15 protein-coding genes and 1 pseudogene are annotated in these 14863 nt (G+C 40.0%); 12 read left to right on the top strand and 4 right to left on the bottom strand.

All coding sequences use genetic code 11. From position 1 onward, the window contains the following. Positions 1–2 precede the first annotated feature (2 nt). The gene (locus AC1M9L_RS13210) at positions 3–491 is read left to right on the top strand and encodes a methylated-DNA--[protein]-cysteine S-methyltransferase (protein WP_180028722.1); all 489 of its coding nucleotides are present in this window, start codon (positions 3–5) and stop codon (positions 489–491) included. A gap of 36 nt (positions 492–527) precedes the next feature. Beyond that, positions 528–1196 (top strand): nuclease-related domain-containing protein, encoded by a 669-nt coding sequence (locus AC1M9L_RS13215; protein ID WP_481592383.1) that lies wholly within the window; start codon positions 528–530, stop codon positions 1194–1196. A 31-nt stretch (positions 1197–1227) separates the two neighbouring features. Here AC1M9L_RS13215 and AC1M9L_RS13220 read toward each other — a convergent pair whose 3' ends face one another. Next, a complete protein-coding gene (locus AC1M9L_RS13220) occupies positions 1228–1995 on the bottom strand; it encodes a hydroxymethylpyrimidine/phosphomethylpyrimidine kinase (RefSeq protein WP_481592384.1) in 768 nt (255 codons plus the stop codon). A gap of 83 nt (positions 1996–2078) precedes the next feature. On the opposite strand from AC1M9L_RS13220, the gene AC1M9L_RS13225 reads away from it, so the two are divergent. Beyond that, complete coding sequence (locus AC1M9L_RS13225; protein ID WP_481592385.1) at positions 2079–2726, top strand: HAD-IA family hydrolase; 648 nt, start codon at positions 2079–2081, stop codon at positions 2724–2726. A gap of 54 nt (positions 2727–2780) precedes the next feature. Here AC1M9L_RS13225 and AC1M9L_RS13230 read toward each other — a convergent pair whose 3' ends face one another. After that, entirely contained in the window at positions 2781–3245 is a 465-nt protein-coding gene (locus tag AC1M9L_RS13230) for a winged helix-turn-helix transcriptional regulator (protein WP_092768640.1), read from the bottom strand. Between the two features lie 138 nt (positions 3246–3383). On the opposite strand from AC1M9L_RS13230, the gene AC1M9L_RS13235 reads away from it, so the two are divergent. From AC1M9L_RS13235 to AC1M9L_RS13250, 4 genes are all read left to right on the top strand, one after another. Beyond that, the gene (locus AC1M9L_RS13235; protein WP_481592386.1) at positions 3384–4643 is read left to right on the top strand and encodes a D-amino acid dehydrogenase; all 1260 of its coding nucleotides are present in this window, start codon (positions 3384–3386) and stop codon (positions 4641–4643) included. Between the two features lie 44 nt (positions 4644–4687). Next, positions 4688–5791 (top strand): alanine racemase, encoded by a 1104-nt coding sequence (alr, locus tag AC1M9L_RS13240; RefSeq protein ID WP_481592387.1) that lies wholly within the window; start codon positions 4688–4690, stop codon positions 5789–5791. A gap of 56 nt (positions 5792–5847) precedes the next feature. Then, complete coding sequence (locus AC1M9L_RS13245; RefSeq protein ID WP_035268302.1) at positions 5848–6207, top strand: RidA family protein; 360 nt, start codon at positions 5848–5850, stop codon at positions 6205–6207. A 134-nt stretch (positions 6208–6341) separates the two neighbouring features. After that, a complete protein-coding gene (locus tag AC1M9L_RS13250; protein ID WP_481592388.1) occupies positions 6342–7763 on the top strand; it encodes an amino acid permease in 1422 nt (473 codons plus the stop codon). Positions 7764–7816: 53 nt separating this feature from the next. Here AC1M9L_RS13250 and AC1M9L_RS13255 read toward each other — a convergent pair whose 3' ends face one another. Then, positions 7817–8269 (bottom strand): CopD family protein, encoded by a 453-nt coding sequence (locus AC1M9L_RS13255; protein WP_481588043.1) that lies wholly within the window; start codon positions 8267–8269, stop codon positions 7817–7819. 28 nt (positions 8270–8297) lie between these two features. Continuing rightward, entirely contained in the window at positions 8298–9527 is a 1230-nt protein-coding gene (locus AC1M9L_RS13260; protein ID WP_035268310.1) for a beta-ketoacyl synthase N-terminal-like domain-containing protein, read from the bottom strand. Positions 9528–9799: 272 nt separating this feature from the next. On the opposite strand from AC1M9L_RS13260, the gene AC1M9L_RS13265 reads away from it, so the two are divergent. The 5 genes and pseudogenes from AC1M9L_RS13265 to AC1M9L_RS13285 all read left to right on the top strand — a co-directional run. Beyond that, a complete protein-coding gene (locus tag AC1M9L_RS13265; RefSeq protein ID WP_481592389.1) occupies positions 9800–11227 on the top strand; it encodes an EcsC family protein in 1428 nt (475 codons plus the stop codon). 171 nt (positions 11228–11398) lie between these two features. Then, the gene (gene rpsL / locus AC1M9L_RS13270) at positions 11399–11773 is read left to right on the top strand and encodes a 30S ribosomal protein S12 (protein WP_004648013.1); all 375 of its coding nucleotides are present in this window, start codon (positions 11399–11401) and stop codon (positions 11771–11773) included. 180 nt (positions 11774–11953) lie between these two features. After that, entirely contained in the window at positions 11954–12424 is a 471-nt protein-coding gene (gene rpsG / locus AC1M9L_RS13275) for a 30S ribosomal protein S7 (RefSeq protein WP_004648014.1), read from the top strand. Between the two features lie 131 nt (positions 12425–12555). Continuing rightward, positions 12556–14691, top strand: coding sequence for an elongation factor G (gene fusA / locus AC1M9L_RS13280; RefSeq protein WP_035268315.1), 2136 nt, complete (start codon positions 12556–12558; stop codon positions 14689–14691). 92 nt (positions 14692–14783) lie between these two features. After that, positions 14784–14863 (top strand): annotated as a pseudogene (locus AC1M9L_RS13285) (hypothetical protein); the annotation flags it as partial.

Consider the following 14863-nt stretch of genomic DNA (forward strand, 5'->3'; position numbering starts at 1 on the left):
AAATGACTCAATTTTATTTAAAAAAAATAATGACACCTGTCGGTGAACTTCAATTGGTTGCTCATGATCGAGCATTGATTGTTGTCGCTTGGGAGAATGCACTTCCTCAGTTTATCCGAAATCAAATCGTAATTCAGCGGGATGATCACGAGATTTTATGCATTGCCGAAACACAGCTTCGCGAATATTTTTTAAAACAACGTCAGGTATTTGATTTGCCCATAGAACTTTATGGGACAGAATTCCAACGCTCGGTATGGAATGCGCTGTTAAAAATTCCTTTTGGAGAGTCTAGAACGTATAAGCAAATTGCTGAGGATGTTGGGAATGTAAAAGCGGTTCGAGCGGTAGGCTTGGCCAATGGGAAAAATCCTATCGCGATCATTGTACCTTGTCATCGTGTAATAGGTGTCAATGGCAAGCTGGTCGGATTTTCAGGAGGTGTGGAAAATAAGCTTAAGCTGCTGCAGCTTGAAGATGATAAGTGGTGATGTTATAACAGCATAAACATATGAAATACAAAAATTATGTCTAATGAGAATCCTATAATTATAATTGTTTTTAATCTCATATCGCAGTTATGGTGGTTGATCTTAATTCTAGCAATCATCCCTGTATTCAAAATGTTTGTACCTTATATCAAAGGAAAATTGGGTGAATACATTGTCCAATATCATGCAAAAAAATTTTTGAATGAGGACTATATTTTACTGAATGATCTTACATTTTTGGATCAGGACAATCAGACCACACAGATTGACCATATTTTATTAAGTCCTTATGGAATATTTGTAATTGAGACTAAAAACTATAAAGGTTGGATTTTTGGTTCATCACATCAAAAAATGTGGACTCAAAAAATTTATAAATCAAGCCATAAATTTCAAAATCCATTGCACCAAAACTACAAGCATATAAAGGTTTTAGAGGGATTATTAAAAGATTTAATCGATTCAAATCTGTCGATACATGGGTTAGTGGTTTTCGTGCCTAATTGTGAGTTTAAAACACCAATTCCTGTACATGTTCATTTGGGTAAAAGTTGGATTGAAGAAGTTAAAAGCTATAAAATGAAAGTGATCGATGATCGTAGGCTACAGAGAATTAAATATCGTATTGAAAAAGAAGCGCTTCAAAAATCGTGGAAAACCAATAGAGAACATATCCGATCAGTCAAAGAAAAACTAAAAGATTAATAAAAAAGCCCACAGTCAGTGGGCTTTTTATTTAGAAGCGTTTTGGAATTCTTTGGCCACCTTCAACTGGGATTTCAGCGCGTTTTAATACACCAAATAGCCATGTTTCCGCATGGTGAACTGCATTTTTAATTTGATCACCTTGTGCCAATCTCCCCGCAATAAAACTTGCGAGTGAGCAGCCTGAACCATGATACTCACCTTCAAGACGAGGACATTTTGTTTCAGAGATCATATCACCGTTAATGTAGAGTGCATTTCTAATATAAGTCGGTGTGGCTTCGTGACCACCTTTGACTAATACAGCTTTAGCACCCATTGCAAATAACTTCTGTGTGGCTTGATCTAAATCTTCACAGCCTGTTAATGCGCGAAGTTCTACGGTATTTGGTGTAAGAATCGTAGCAAGAGGAATCAATTCAACAAAAGCCTTGACCAATGTTGCTTGATTTCCTAATGAGCCACCACTATTGGCAACCAAAACTGGATCGAGTACGTATTGGAAATCAGGATGTGCTCTTAGGAATTCTGCCAAAGCGGCGATATTGTCGGTAGTGCCGAGCATGCCAGATTTCACTACTTTGATAGGAAGATCGTTCACTACAGCATTCGCTTGAGCCAGCAGTAAATCTTTTGAGGTTGCTTCAAATCCAAAAACTTGTTGAGAGTTTTGAATGGTTAACGCTGTACATGCGATTGCTGCATGAGCACCACTTTGGCCGATTGCTTCAATATCTGCTTGTAAGCCAGCACCACCAGATGGATCTAAACCAGAAAAGCACAATACAGTAGGGCGCACAACAATGTCCTTCATCGATCAATTTGGAGTAGTATAGGCAAGTTTCTGAGAAGTCTCGATAGCATTTCTAAAAAAGGTACAGCATGATTAAAAATATTCTCATTGATTTAGATGGAACGCTAACTGATCCTAAAGTGGGTATTACGACTTCTGCACGTTATGGTTTAGAAAAAGTAGGTCATCTTATCGCGGAGGATGAGAATATTGATTGGATTATTGGACCACCTTTAAAAGCCTCGTTGGCCAAAATTTTGAAGGTTGATGTGAATGATGATTTGGCGGAACAGGCTTTACTTGGTTATCGTGAACGCTTTGCTGTAAAAGGTTTATTTGAAAATTTATTATTTGAAGATGTAGCAGAGACATTGGCAACACTTAAGAACAAAGGTTACAGATTGTTTTTAGCTACTGCAAAGCCTGAGGTGTATGCCCAGAAAATTCTTGAACATTTCAATCTCACACCGTATTTTGATTGTGCCTATGGCAGTGAGTTAAATGGTGACCGCACCAATAAAGCTGAACTTATTGCATATATTTTAGAGCGAGAAAAAATTAAGCCAGAAACCTGTTTAATGGTAGGGGACCGAGAGCATGACATTATCGGTGCTCGAAAAAATGGGATTGAAACGATTGCGGTGGAATACGGTTATGGCAGTGATGCAGAGTTAGCCGCTGCTGCACCCAAAGCCAGAATTCAAGCTTTCCATCAAATTTTAAATTACGTTGATTAATCTAAGCCGAAATTTGGGCTCAAGAGCAACTCTCAAGAGATTGCTCTTCGTAGCTTAGCTTAGATCCAAGTACAAGGACTCTTTGACCTCTTCCATCACGATGTAACTATGGGAGGATGCAGAGGAGGGAAGCATTTTAAGCAGGTCACCCAGTAGTTGGCGATAAGCACTCATTTCTTTTAGTCTCGCTTTCACCAAGTAATCGAATTCACCTGAAATTAAATGACACTCTAATACCTCAGGTATCTCAACTAAATTCTTGGCGACTTGATCAAAAACGTCTCCAGATTTCGCCGATAATTTAATTTCTAGAAAGACGAGTAAATTACGCTCCAATAACTCCGGATTTAATCGGGCGTAATAGCCCATAATAATGCCATCTCGTTCTAGTCTTTTGACTCTTTCTGAGCAAGGGGTTGTAGAAAGATTTACTTTTGCAGCCAGTTCACTAATGGCGATACGACCGTCCTTTTGCAGAATATCTAATATCATACGATCAGTGCGATCTAATTTCCGCATGAATAATTTCCTTATTTTTTAATTTTTTTAGGATAAAACCCTTAAATTACCTAAATTATAACGTTTAAAAGAGTGAAAAAAACTATTAAAGCAAAAATATACTAGTGAAATAAACTACACAGTGCTGAGGGATAGTTCATGCGCGTTATTGTATTAGGTAGTGGTGTCATTGGTGTTGCAAGTGCGTATTACCTAGCGCAACAAGGAGCAAGCGTCACTGTATTAGATCGTCAATCAGGTCCTGCCGAAGAAACGAGTTTTGGCAATGCAGGACAGATTTCTCCTGGGTATTCTACACCATGGGCCGCACCAGGAATTCCATTTAAAGCGGTTAAATGGATGTTTCAACATCATGCACCATTAGCAATTAATGTAGATGGAAGCTTGTGGCAGCTGAAATGGATGGCTCAAATGTTGAAGAACTGCAATGCGGCACATTACGCTATCAATAAAGAGCGTATGGTACGTGTTGCTGAATACAGTCGAGATTGTTTAAGAGAATTACGCGAAAATATTGGCATATCTTATGAGAATCGTTCAAAAGGAACATTACAAATTTTTCGTAAGGATGCGCAATTAGACGCAGTTCAACGAGACATTGAAGTTTTAAAAGAAACAGGTGTCGAATTTGAGTTATTAGATCGTGAAGGTCTAGGTCGAGTTGAGCCTGCTTTAGCGGAAGTTAAAGACAAATTGGTCGGTGGTTTACATCTTCCAAATGATGAGACTGGCGATTGCTATATCTTTACCAACGCGCTTGCTGAATATGCAAAAGGTATTGGTGTTGAGTTTAAATTTAATCAAAATGTTGAAAAACTCGTAGTTGAAGGTGATGAAATTAAAGGCGTTGTTGTCGATGGTCAAGTACTTACAGCAGATCGTTATGTACTTGCCTTCGGTAGCTATTCACGAGATTTTATTAAACCATTAGGTCTAGATTTGCCCATTTATCCAGTAAAGGGATATTCATTAACTATACCTATCGTGGATGCGCAATATGCGCCTCAATCAACCGTATTGGATGAAACCTACAAGATTGCAATAACTCGTTTTGATCAACGAATTCGTGTTGGTGGGATGGCTGAGTTAAGTGGTTTTAATAAAGAGTTAAATGAGGATCGCCGTGGCACCTTAGAGATGGTAACACGTGATTTGTTCCCAGGTGGAGATATGGCACAAGCCAGTTTCTGGACGGGACTACGACCGATGACACCAGACAGTACGCCTATTATCGGTGCGACGAAATATAAGAATCTATTTTTAAATACTGGACATGGCACGCTCGGCTGGACCATGGCATGTGGTTCTGGAAAGCTGATTAGTGATTTAGTGCTGAATCGGACTCCAGAGATTAGTACCGATGGACTTTCAATTCAACGTTATAACCACGCAGCTTAAAGGCTGCGTGGTTTGCTATTAAAAAATATAATAGGACAAGGAATATGTCTCGCCCGATACAGGCTGTCATTCATTTAAACGCAATCAAACATAATTTGAAAGTTGCTAAGCAACATGTGCCAAATGCCCAAATTTTTGCTGTTGTAAAAGCTAATGCTTATGGCCATGGGATCGAGCGCATTTATTCAGCCTTAAAGGATGCTGATGGGATTGCACTTCTAGAGCTGAGTGAAGCACAACGAGTTCGAGATTTAGGTTGGAAAGGCCCAATTTTGCTTTTGGAAGGTATCTTTCAAGAAGCGGATTTACAGTTGTGTCATGATTTGGAACTTCAATTTACCGTTCATAATGAGATTCAAGTCGAATGGATTAATCGGTGCGGTTTAGATGCTCATTTTAATATTTTTCTGAAAATGAACAGTGGCATGAATCGTTTAGGATTCCAACCTCAACGTTACTCTGAAATTTGGAGTCTGTTAACTGAATTGCCGCAAGTGTCATCAATCACTCACATGACACATTTTTCTGATGCTGATGGCGAGCGCTTGAATCAGGTTGGCGTTGACTATCAAATTTCAGTATTCAATCAAATCGTCAGTGCTTTAGGTGGTCCTTGCTCAGTAAGTAATAGCGCAGCCATTCTTAGACATGCCAATCATGTCCACTCTAACATTGTACGTAGTGGCATTATGTTGTATGGGAGTTCACCGGATTATCCAACCCATACTATTCAAGATTGGGACTTAAAACCAACAATGTCTTTAAGAAGTGAATTGATTGCAATTCAAGAAATTAATCCTCAGCAAAGTATTGGCTATGGATCGACATTTTTTGCAGAACAAGCTATGAAAATTGGCATTGTCGCTTGTGGATATGCAGATGGATATCAACGGATTACTCAATCTGGCACAACAGTGCTTGTGAATGGACAAAAAACTTCTTTGATTGGTCGTGTAAGTATGGACATGCTAGCTGTTGATATCACGCATATTGAAGATGCAAAAATTGGCAGTGAAGTCGTACTGTGGGGCGTCTCAAAGTACGGAAGTTTGTTACCGATTGATGAGGTCGCTGCAGGAGCGAGTACTGTGGGATATGAGTTAATGTGTGGCGTAACGACGCGGGTTCCATTTGTTGTAGAAATTTAATGTTAAAAATTCAACGATCAACACTAGGATCGATACTGAGTAATCAAGGAATTAATATGCAAAATCAGGATATTCAAAAATTCAATAGTAATGGCGTGATGAGTGCAGTTACAGTCTTTAATCAAGTGGCTTATCTTTCTGGTCAAGTACCTAAGATTACGACGCCTGATATCGCCTTACAAACGAAAGATGTGCTGAATACGATCGACGCTCTTTTGGCTCAAGTAGGCACAGATAAATCTCGTTTATTGTCAGCACAAGTTTTCGTGAAGAATTTGGAAGATTTTCAAATCTTCAATCAAATTTGGATTGAATGGATGGAGGATTCAATACCACCATCACGAGCAACCATTCAGGCTGACCTCGTTAATCCAGAATGGTTAATTGAAATCGCAGTGATTGCTGCATTGAAATAACTGAATATAAGTAAGACTTCACGAGGAAGAGTCATTTATGGCTCCTCTCATAATAACAAAATCTCTCGAATCTCAGTTTGAAGCGGAATTTAGGCTGATCGATTAGATTAGATGGTGTAAAAGGATGTTGAATAATGACAACCACAAATATTGATGAACAATCATCTCCCAATGAATTACAGCGTAAGCTTTCAAATCGACATTTACAACTCATCGCCATCGGTGGAGCGATTGGTACAGGGTTGTTTATGGGCTCAGGAAAAACGATTTCACTTGCAGGACCTTCAATCATCATCATTTATATGATTATTGGTGCTATGTTTTTTTTCTTGATGCGTGCCCTTGGTGAAATTCTTTTATCTAATCTGCACTACAAATCATTTATTGATATGGCACATGATCTCATTGGACCAGGTGCAGGGTATTATATTGGTTGGTCCTATTGGCTGGGATGGATTTTGGTCGGTATTGCTGATTTAGCAGCAATTATCAATTATCTCAGTTTTTGGTTACCTCCAGATCAAATGTTTACCCCAATGGGGCAAGCAGCGATTAGTGCAGGATGTGTCTTATTCATACTCGCAATTAACTTAGTCACTGTAAAACTTTTTGGTGAAATTGAGTTTTGGTTTGCATTAATCAAAATTCTAGCCATTATTGGATTGATCTTGGTGGGTGCCTTCATGGTGTTTACGAGTTTTCAGTCACCAAGTGGTGCTGTTGCAAGCTTCAGTAACATTTGGTCTCATGGTGGAATGTTCCCGAAAGGATCCATGGGCTTTTTGGCAGGCTTTCAAATCGCAATGTTTGCCTTTGTAGGTGTAGAGTTACTCGGGACGATGGCTGCGGAAACCAAAGATCCTGAAAAAAATTTACCAAAAGCGGTTAATGCTATTCCGACACGTATTATTATTTTCTATGTGCTTTCGTTGATCATGATTATGTCTGTGACACCTTGGATCAATATCCCAGCAGATCAAAGTCCATTTGTCACATTATTCTTATTTGCGGGTATTGGTTCAGCTGCTGTGATTATGAACCTAGTGGTTTTGTCTTCTGTGATGTCTTCCATGAACAGTGGTGTCTTTTCTACCAGTCGAATGTTATTTGGATTGGCCCGTGACGGCCAAGCCCCTCAAAAGCTAGCAGAACTTTCAAGTCGTGCCGTACCTGCTAAGGGATTAATCTTTTCATGTACATTTATTATGGCCGGTGCAGCATTTCAGTATTTTGTGCCAAATACGATGGAAGCTTTTACATTAGCAAGTTCGCTGTGTGTGATTCTTTTCATTAGTATTTGGGCGATTATCATGGTGTGCTATATACGCTACCGTAAATTGCAACCTGAGCTACATGAAAAGTCGAATTTTAAAATGCCGGGTGGAGTGGCAATGTCATACGTTGTATTGGCATTTTTGCTATTTGCATTAATCATTTTAAGTTTAGAGCCAGACACGCTTAAAGCTTTGATGATTAGCCCAATCTGGTTAATTCTGTTGGCTGTAACATACCGTGTTCTTTATAAACCACGTATGCGTAAGCGTAACCATAATTAATTTTTAGAGAAAGAAAAAACCTCCACGAATGGAGGTTTTTTTATATTCTTTAGTTAGAATGTAGGTTTGACCACAACTAAAATTACAACTGCGAATAAGATCAATGTGGGCATTTCGTTGAAATAGCGCCAGAACTTATGACTTTTATAGTGTGCATTATCAATGAGTTTTTTACGGTAATATCCACACACTAGGTGGTATATGACCAGTAATCCGACTAAACCAACTTTTAAATAAAACCATAAAGCTTCATGATAATGTCGAGTTGCATCACCCCAGTCCACTAAAAAATGTGCAGTGATCAATGTTGCGATCATCGCAGGCCACATAATGCCACGATAAAGCTTACGTTCCATGACTTCAAAGCGTTGATGACTTATGGCATCGTCACTCATCGCATGATAAACATAAAGCCGTGGTAGATAGAACAAAGCAGCGAACCAACATACCACAGCAATAATATGTAATGCTTTTACCCATAGGAAAGCATCTGAAGGAGCATCCATCTAATCACCCATTATGGGCGGAATTAAATTAGCCTTCCCATTTCTTGAAAATGAGGCAGGCATTTACGCCGCCGAAACCAAAACTGTTACTCATTACAGTATTCAGTTTTGTATCGCGTTTTTCAAGTACGATATCAAATGGTTTTGCACCTTCATCAAGCTCAGTAACGTTGATATTTGGTGCAATAAAGTCATTCTGCATCATGAGAATAGAGTAAATCGCTTCTTGTACACCTGCAGCGCCTAAGCTATGACCTGTCATAGATTTTGTTGAACTTAAAGGTGGTACTTGACCTTCACCGAATGCGCGTTCCATTGCTTTCAATTCAGTCACATCACCAGCTGGTGTAGATGTGCCGTGTGTATTTACATAATCAATTTTTTCAACACCATGCTGTTTTGCTTCATCAAGTGCCATCAAGATGCAACGTGTTGCACCTTCACCTGATGGTGCGACCATATCAGCACCATCAGAGTTGGCTGCATATGCAACGACTTCAGCAAGAATATTTGCACCGCGCGCTTGAGCATGCTCAAGAGATTCAAGTACCACGAAACCACCGCCGCCAGCAATGACAAAACCATCACGATCAGCAGAGTAAGGGCGAGAAGCGGTTTCTGGTGAGTCATTATATTTTGAGCATAAAGCACCCATTGCATCAAATAATAGACTTTGTGACCAATGGTCTTCTTCACCACCACCAGCGAGCATTAGATCCTGTTTGCCAAGTTGAATCAGGTTGTATGCGTAACCAATGGCATCAGCTGAGGTTGCACAAGCACTTGTAATAGAGTGAGCGATACCTTGTAATTTGAATGCCACACCAACGTTAGCTGTAATAGTATTTGACATATTGCGTGGAACAAAGAAAGGGCCAATTTTACGTGCGCCTTTCTCTTCAAGAAGTTCAATCATTTCAGCGACAGAAGCTGTAGAGTTGCCGCCTGAACCACCCGCAATACCATAACGAGGATTGCCCGCAAGATCTTCAGCGGTTAGACCCGCATTTTCAACCGCAGCGACTGCAGCGTTATAGGCATACATCGCACATACACCCATAAAGCGTTTCAGTTTACGGTCAATACCGTCAAAATTTTGTTCCGCTGCAGCACTAACATGACTTTTAAAATTAAGTTCAGCATAAGTTGGGTTAAAACGTGTGCCTGAAATACCATTTTGTAAGGCATGATTTACATCTTCTAATGTATTACCAATGCATGAGTTAATGCCCATACCAGTGATTACAACACGTTTCATTTACAATTCCCTATTATGGTGAAGTCATTTTATGGAAAAATTCACATCGATTTGATTGGATGTAAAAGTCCATAAGATCTTGTCAAAAATTCGTATCATGATATCAGAATCTATTTTAAATTCTTATGGCAAATCAATATCGCAGCGTTAAAACGCTTATTGGCAGATATGTTCACTATATTGCAACCGAATAAAACACGATAAAGTTGAGATAACTCTTGACTGCACATAGAATTTTAAACATAAGTGATAAATGCGAAGGAGGGTTGTAAATGGCAAATTCTAATAATAAGCAATCTAGCGGACTGGTATTAAAAGCATTTGGAGTGGCTAAAAAGCTCAGTGCTACTGGATTTGAACTGGCACAACATGTTGCACCTGGATCAATTGCGAAATTGACGCAACAACCTGATCCACAAAAAATTATTGACATAACTTTAGATGAGAGAAAAATGACTGAACAAAAAAAGTACGAAACCCCTCAACAATTATTTCGTGATCATGTCCCTCAAGTTTCTCAAAAAATTTTTGGTCGTCATTACAGTAAATTAAATAATGTTGCTTCTTTTATCTCTCCAGACTTAAACAACAAAGTTGCAGATTATTTTTTTGATAAATTGAATGATTTTGTTTCTGAGTTAAGTTCAGTTGAGCATGTATTAAAGGAAGTTGGTGCAAAAAGCTTGGATGAACTTAAATCAAGCCCTGATCGTGCGAATCGTATCGGTGAAGCATTAGCCAATCAAAATAAGTTGATTGCAGCGGTTCAGGGGGCAGTGTCTGGTGCGACTGGCGTAGTTGGTACGGCCATCGATATTCCTTTCTCGTTGGCATTTACGTTGCGTAGTATTTACCAAGAAGGGCGCGCGCACGGTTTTGAACTTAATCATCGTCAAGAGCAAGAGATCGTTGAGTATGTATTCAAACAAGTCGATTTAGGTGTTATTGCGGAAAAGCAAACACTTTTAGTGGCATTAAGAACAGTCGCAAATTTATTGGAAACACAAGATACTCATCAGCTACAAACCCTATTGGGCTCTAGTAACGACTTCACGGCTTTAAAAAATTGGTTGAGTAATCCTGAAGGTGGTTATAAATGGAATTGGTTGAATCAGATTCCTCAAATTTCAATTTTATCTAAATTAGCACCTGTGGCTGGTGCTGGTATTGGTGCAGTATATAGCTGGCGTTTGGTGGAAGAGGCTCATACTAAAGCTAGAGCTGTTTTTTCAGGAGCACAGAAGTACATTCTCCAACATCCAGATGAGCAGGTATCTGTTCAGGAGGCCTTTGAGCGCGGTACAGAATTATTAAAGCAATCTTCACTCGCATTGAATTCCGCAGTGTCAATCAATAATGAGTTAGTGGTTGAGGTTGAAGAGTTTGCAAAAAAACTTGAAGGAGAAGAGTCTATTCAAGTTGATGAGTCTGCAGTTCATAATGATTCAATTTCAGCAATTAAAATTGAAGCAAAATCTACCGAGTCTGAAAAAGAAGAAGTGGTCAGTGTTGAGGATGGTCTTAAGGCCTTAGCTGAAAAACATGTGGAATCGGCTTCTAATGAAAGTGTTCAAGACGCTGATAAAGACCAGCCTCAAGGCGAACCTATTGTGCAGGTAAAAGCGCCCCCTAAGCGTCGTAATTCAAAAAAGAAAGACGAAGCAGCAAACTCACTACCTACGTCACAGAAAAAACAATAAATTTAGTTATGAATGGTTGATCAAATCATTCTGAAAATTTCGTTGTAAGCACACAATGGTCAATATTTGATGTCATGTTGAATGTTGACCATTTTTACTTCTTGGCTTACAATTGCATGCCCTCAAAAAGTAGTATTTTTTGGGGCTTTTTATTAACGGGAGAATTGCCACATGGCAACAACAAATCAGTTGATCCGTAAGGGTCGTACGACTTTGATTGAAAAATCAAAAGTTCCTGCGTTGAAGGCTTGTCCACAACGTCGTGGTGTTTGTACACGTGTTTACACAACTACACCTAAAAAACCTAACTCAGCAATGCGTAAAGTTTGCCGTGTTCGCTTAACTTCAGGTTTTGAAGTATCTAGCTATATCGGTGGTGAAGGCCATAACCTACAAGAGCACAGTGTTGTTCTTATCCGTGGTGGTCGTGTTAAAGACTTACCAGGTGTACGTTACCATACCGTTCGTGGTTCTTTAGACTGTGCTGGTGTTAAAGATCGTAACCAGTCTCGTTCTAAATACGGTACTAAGCGTCCTAAGAAATAATCTAACTAGATCATTTTCTTAAACGTATAGAACTGCAATCCTTTATCGTCTCGCTTGTCTGATTTCTGCATTTAATTTTGTGAAATTCAAGCGACGTGTAGTAAGGCCAGCGAATAGTACATGACACTTTGTACTGCTGCTGGATAAACCTGAAGTGTCATATTTATAGGTAGTATTAAAATGCCAAGACGTCGCGTAGTCGCTGCTCGTGAAATCCTTCCGGATCCTAAGTTCGGCAGCCAAACAATCGCTAAGTTCATGAACCACGTAATGCAAGATGGTAAAAAATCTATTGCTGAAAGTATCGTTTACGGTGCTTTAGACCGCGTTCAAGAAAAATCTAAAGTAGACCCAGTTGAATTTTTCGAGACTACTCTTGAAAAAGTTCGTCCTATGGTCGAAGTAAAAGCACGCCGTGTTGGTGGTGCTACATACCAAGTTCCTATGGAAGTACGCCCATCCCGTCGTACTGCTTTAGCGATGCGTTGGTTAGTAGATGCTGCTGCTAAGCGTTCTGAAAAAACTATGGCGTTACGCCTTGCTGGTGAGTTGCTTGACGCAGCTGAAGGTAAAGGTTCAGCGATCAAGAAACGTGAAGATGTGCATCGTATGGCTGAAGCCAACAAAGCCTTCTCTCACTACCGTTTCTAAGCGGATAAAACAGCCCCTATTCAGGAGGGTGGTAAGTCGGGTTTCACTGATTTGTCATCGAATCGCTTTAAGCTGCTCAGCAGCTTAAAGCGTCCTGTTTTAAACAACAAAATTTAGGAATGCAAGAAATCATGGCTCGTCAAACCCCAATTTCTCGTTACCGTAACATTGGTATCTCAGCACACATTGATGCTGGTAAAACAACGACTTCTGAACGTATTTTGTTCTACACAGGTGAGAGCCACAAACTAGGTGAAACTCACGAAGGTTCAGCAACAACTGACTGGATGGAACAAGAGCAAGAACGTGGTATTACTATTACTTCAGCAGCAGTAACTTGCTTCTGGAAAGGTATGGGTAACCAGTTCGAACAACACCGTATTAACGTAATTGACACACCGGGACACGTTGACTTCACGATCGAAGTTGAGCGTTCTATGCGTGTTCTTGACGGCGCGTGCATGGTTTACTGTGCTGTAGGTGGTGTACAACCTCAGTCAGAAACTGTATGGCGTCAAGCAAATAAATATAAAGTACCTCGTATTGCGTTCGTTAACAAAATGGACCGTACTGGTGCAAACTTCTTCCGTGCTGTTGAACAAGTAAAAACACGTCTTGGTGGTAATCCAGTGCCAATCGTGATTCCTGTTGGCGCAGAAGAAAACTTCCAAGGTGTAGTAGACCTTATCGAAATGAAAGCGATTATCTGGGATGAAGCATCTCAAGGTATGAAGTTTGAATACGGTGAAATTCCTGCTGACCTTGTTGAGCTTGCTCAAGAATGGCGTACGAACATGGTTGAAGCTGCTGCAGAAGCATCAGAAGAACTCATGGATAAGTACCTAGAAGAAGGTGATTTGACTAAAGAAGAAATCATCGGTGGTCTTCGTGCACGTACATTGTTGAATGAAATTCAACCAATGCTTTGTGGTTCAGCGTTCAAAAACAAAGGTGTTCAACGTATGTTGGATGCTGTTATTGAATTCTTACCAGCACCTACTGACGTTGAAGCAATTAAAGGTATCTTAGACGACAAAGATGAGACAGAAGGTTCTCGTGAAGCGTCTGATGAAGCACCGTTTGCTGCGCTTGCGTTCAAAATTATGAACGACAAATTCGTTGGTAACTTGACATTCGTTCGTGTTTACTCAGGTGTTCTAAAAGCTGGTAGTGCAGTTTATAACCCTGTTAAATCTAAACGTGAACGTGTTGGTCGTATTGTACAGATGCACGCTAATGACCGTCATGACATCGAAGAAATTCGTGCGGGCGATATCGCGGCATGTGTAGGTCTTAAAGATACGACTACAGGTGATACACTTTGTGATGAAAACAACGTAATCACATTGGAGCGTATGGAATTCCCAGAGCCAGTAATTGCACTTGCAGTTGAACCTAAAACTAAAGCTGACCAAGAAAAAATGTCAGTTGCTTTGGGCCGCTTGGCGAAAGAAGATCCATCATTCCGCGTTCGTACTGATGAAGAATCTGGTCAGACTATTATTGCTGGTATGGGTGAGCTTCACCTTGACATCATCGTTGACCGTATGAAGCGTGAATTCGGTGTTGAAGCGAACATTGGTAAACCAATGGTTGCTTACCGCGAAACGATTAAAAAATCTGTTGAGCAAGAAGGTAAGTTTGTTCGTCAAACTGGTGGTAAAGGTAAATTCGGTCACGTATATGTACGTTTAGAGCCAATGGATCCTGAAGCTGGTAAAGACTACGAGTTCGCTGAAGAAGTTGTTGGTGGTGTTGTACCTAAAGAATTCTTTGGTGCTGTAGACAAAGGTATTCAAGAACGTATGAAGAATGGTGTCCTAGCTGGTTACCCAGTTGTTGGCATCAAAGCGACATTGTTCGATGGTTCTTACCATGATGTCGACTCTGACGAATTATCGTTCAAAATGGCGGGTTCTTACGCATTCCGTGATGGTTTCATGAAAGCAGATCCTGTTCTTCTTGAACCTATCATGAAAGTTGAAGTAGAAACTCCAGAAGACTACATGGGCGATATCATGGGTGACTTAAACCGTCGTCGTGGTATGGTTCAAGGTATGGACGATTTACCTGGCGGTACTAAAGCAATCCGTGCTGAAGTTCCACTTTCTGAGATGTTCGGTTACGCAACACACATGCGTTCTATGTCTCAAGGTCGTGCGACTTACTCTATGGAATTTGCTAAATATGCTGAAACTCCACGTAACGTGGCTGAAGGCATCATTGCTAAGTTCCAAGCTGGTGGTAAAAAAGGTGACGACGAGTAATCTTTCGATTACTATAAGCCCAACTAATTCATAGTTTAAAACCAAGTGCTCATGGAGTGATCCTCCATGAGTAGTTTAAAAAGGAAGATCTCATGGCTAAGGCTAAGTTTGAACGTAATAAGCCACACGTTAACGTGGGCACAATCGGTCACGTTGACCATGGTAAAACAAC

The organism is Acinetobacter sp. ANC_7511 (assembly GCF_056779975.1).

Bases quoted from the DNA above. Each gene is read 5' to 3' on its own strand.
- AC1M9L_RS13210 (WP_180028722.1), top strand. From the start codon at position 3: ATGACTCAATTTTATTTAAAAAAAATAATGACACCTGTCGGTGAACTT.
- AC1M9L_RS13235 (WP_481592386.1), top strand. From the start codon at position 3,384: ATGCGCGTTATTGTATTAGGTAGTGGTGTCATTGGTGTTGCAAGTGCG.
- AC1M9L_RS13260 (WP_035268310.1), bottom strand. From the start codon at position 9,527: ATGAAACGTGTTGTAATCACTGGTATGGGCATTAACTCATGCATTGGT.
- fusA (WP_035268315.1), top strand. From the start codon at position 12,556: ATGGCTCGTCAAACCCCAATTTCTCGTTACCGTAACATTGGTATCTCA.
- AC1M9L_RS13245 (WP_035268302.1), top strand. From the start codon at position 5,848: ATGCAAAATCAGGATATTCAAAAATTCAATAGTAATGGCGTGATGAGT.
- AC1M9L_RS13265 (WP_481592389.1), top strand. From the start codon at position 9,800: ATGGCAAATTCTAATAATAAGCAATCTAGCGGACTGGTATTAAAAGCA.
- alr (WP_481592387.1), top strand. From the start codon at position 4,688: ATGTCTCGCCCGATACAGGCTGTCATTCATTTAAACGCAATCAAACAT.
- AC1M9L_RS13225 (WP_481592385.1), top strand. From the start codon at position 2,079: ATGATTAAAAATATTCTCATTGATTTAGATGGAACGCTAACTGATCCT.
- AC1M9L_RS13255 (WP_481588043.1), bottom strand. From the start codon at position 8,269: ATGGATGCTCCTTCAGATGCTTTCCTATGGGTAAAAGCATTACATATT.
- AC1M9L_RS13230 (WP_092768640.1), bottom strand. From the start codon at position 3,245: ATGCGGAAATTAGATCGCACTGATCGTATGATATTAGATATTCTGCAA.
- AC1M9L_RS13215 (WP_481592383.1), top strand. From the start codon at position 528: ATGTCTAATGAGAATCCTATAATTATAATTGTTTTTAATCTCATATCG.
- AC1M9L_RS13250 (WP_481592388.1), top strand. From the start codon at position 6,342: ATGACAACCACAAATATTGATGAACAATCATCTCCCAATGAATTACAG.
- rpsL (WP_004648013.1), top strand. From the start codon at position 11,399: ATGGCAACAACAAATCAGTTGATCCGTAAGGGTCGTACGACTTTGATT.
- rpsG (WP_004648014.1), top strand. From the start codon at position 11,954: ATGCCAAGACGTCGCGTAGTCGCTGCTCGTGAAATCCTTCCGGATCCT.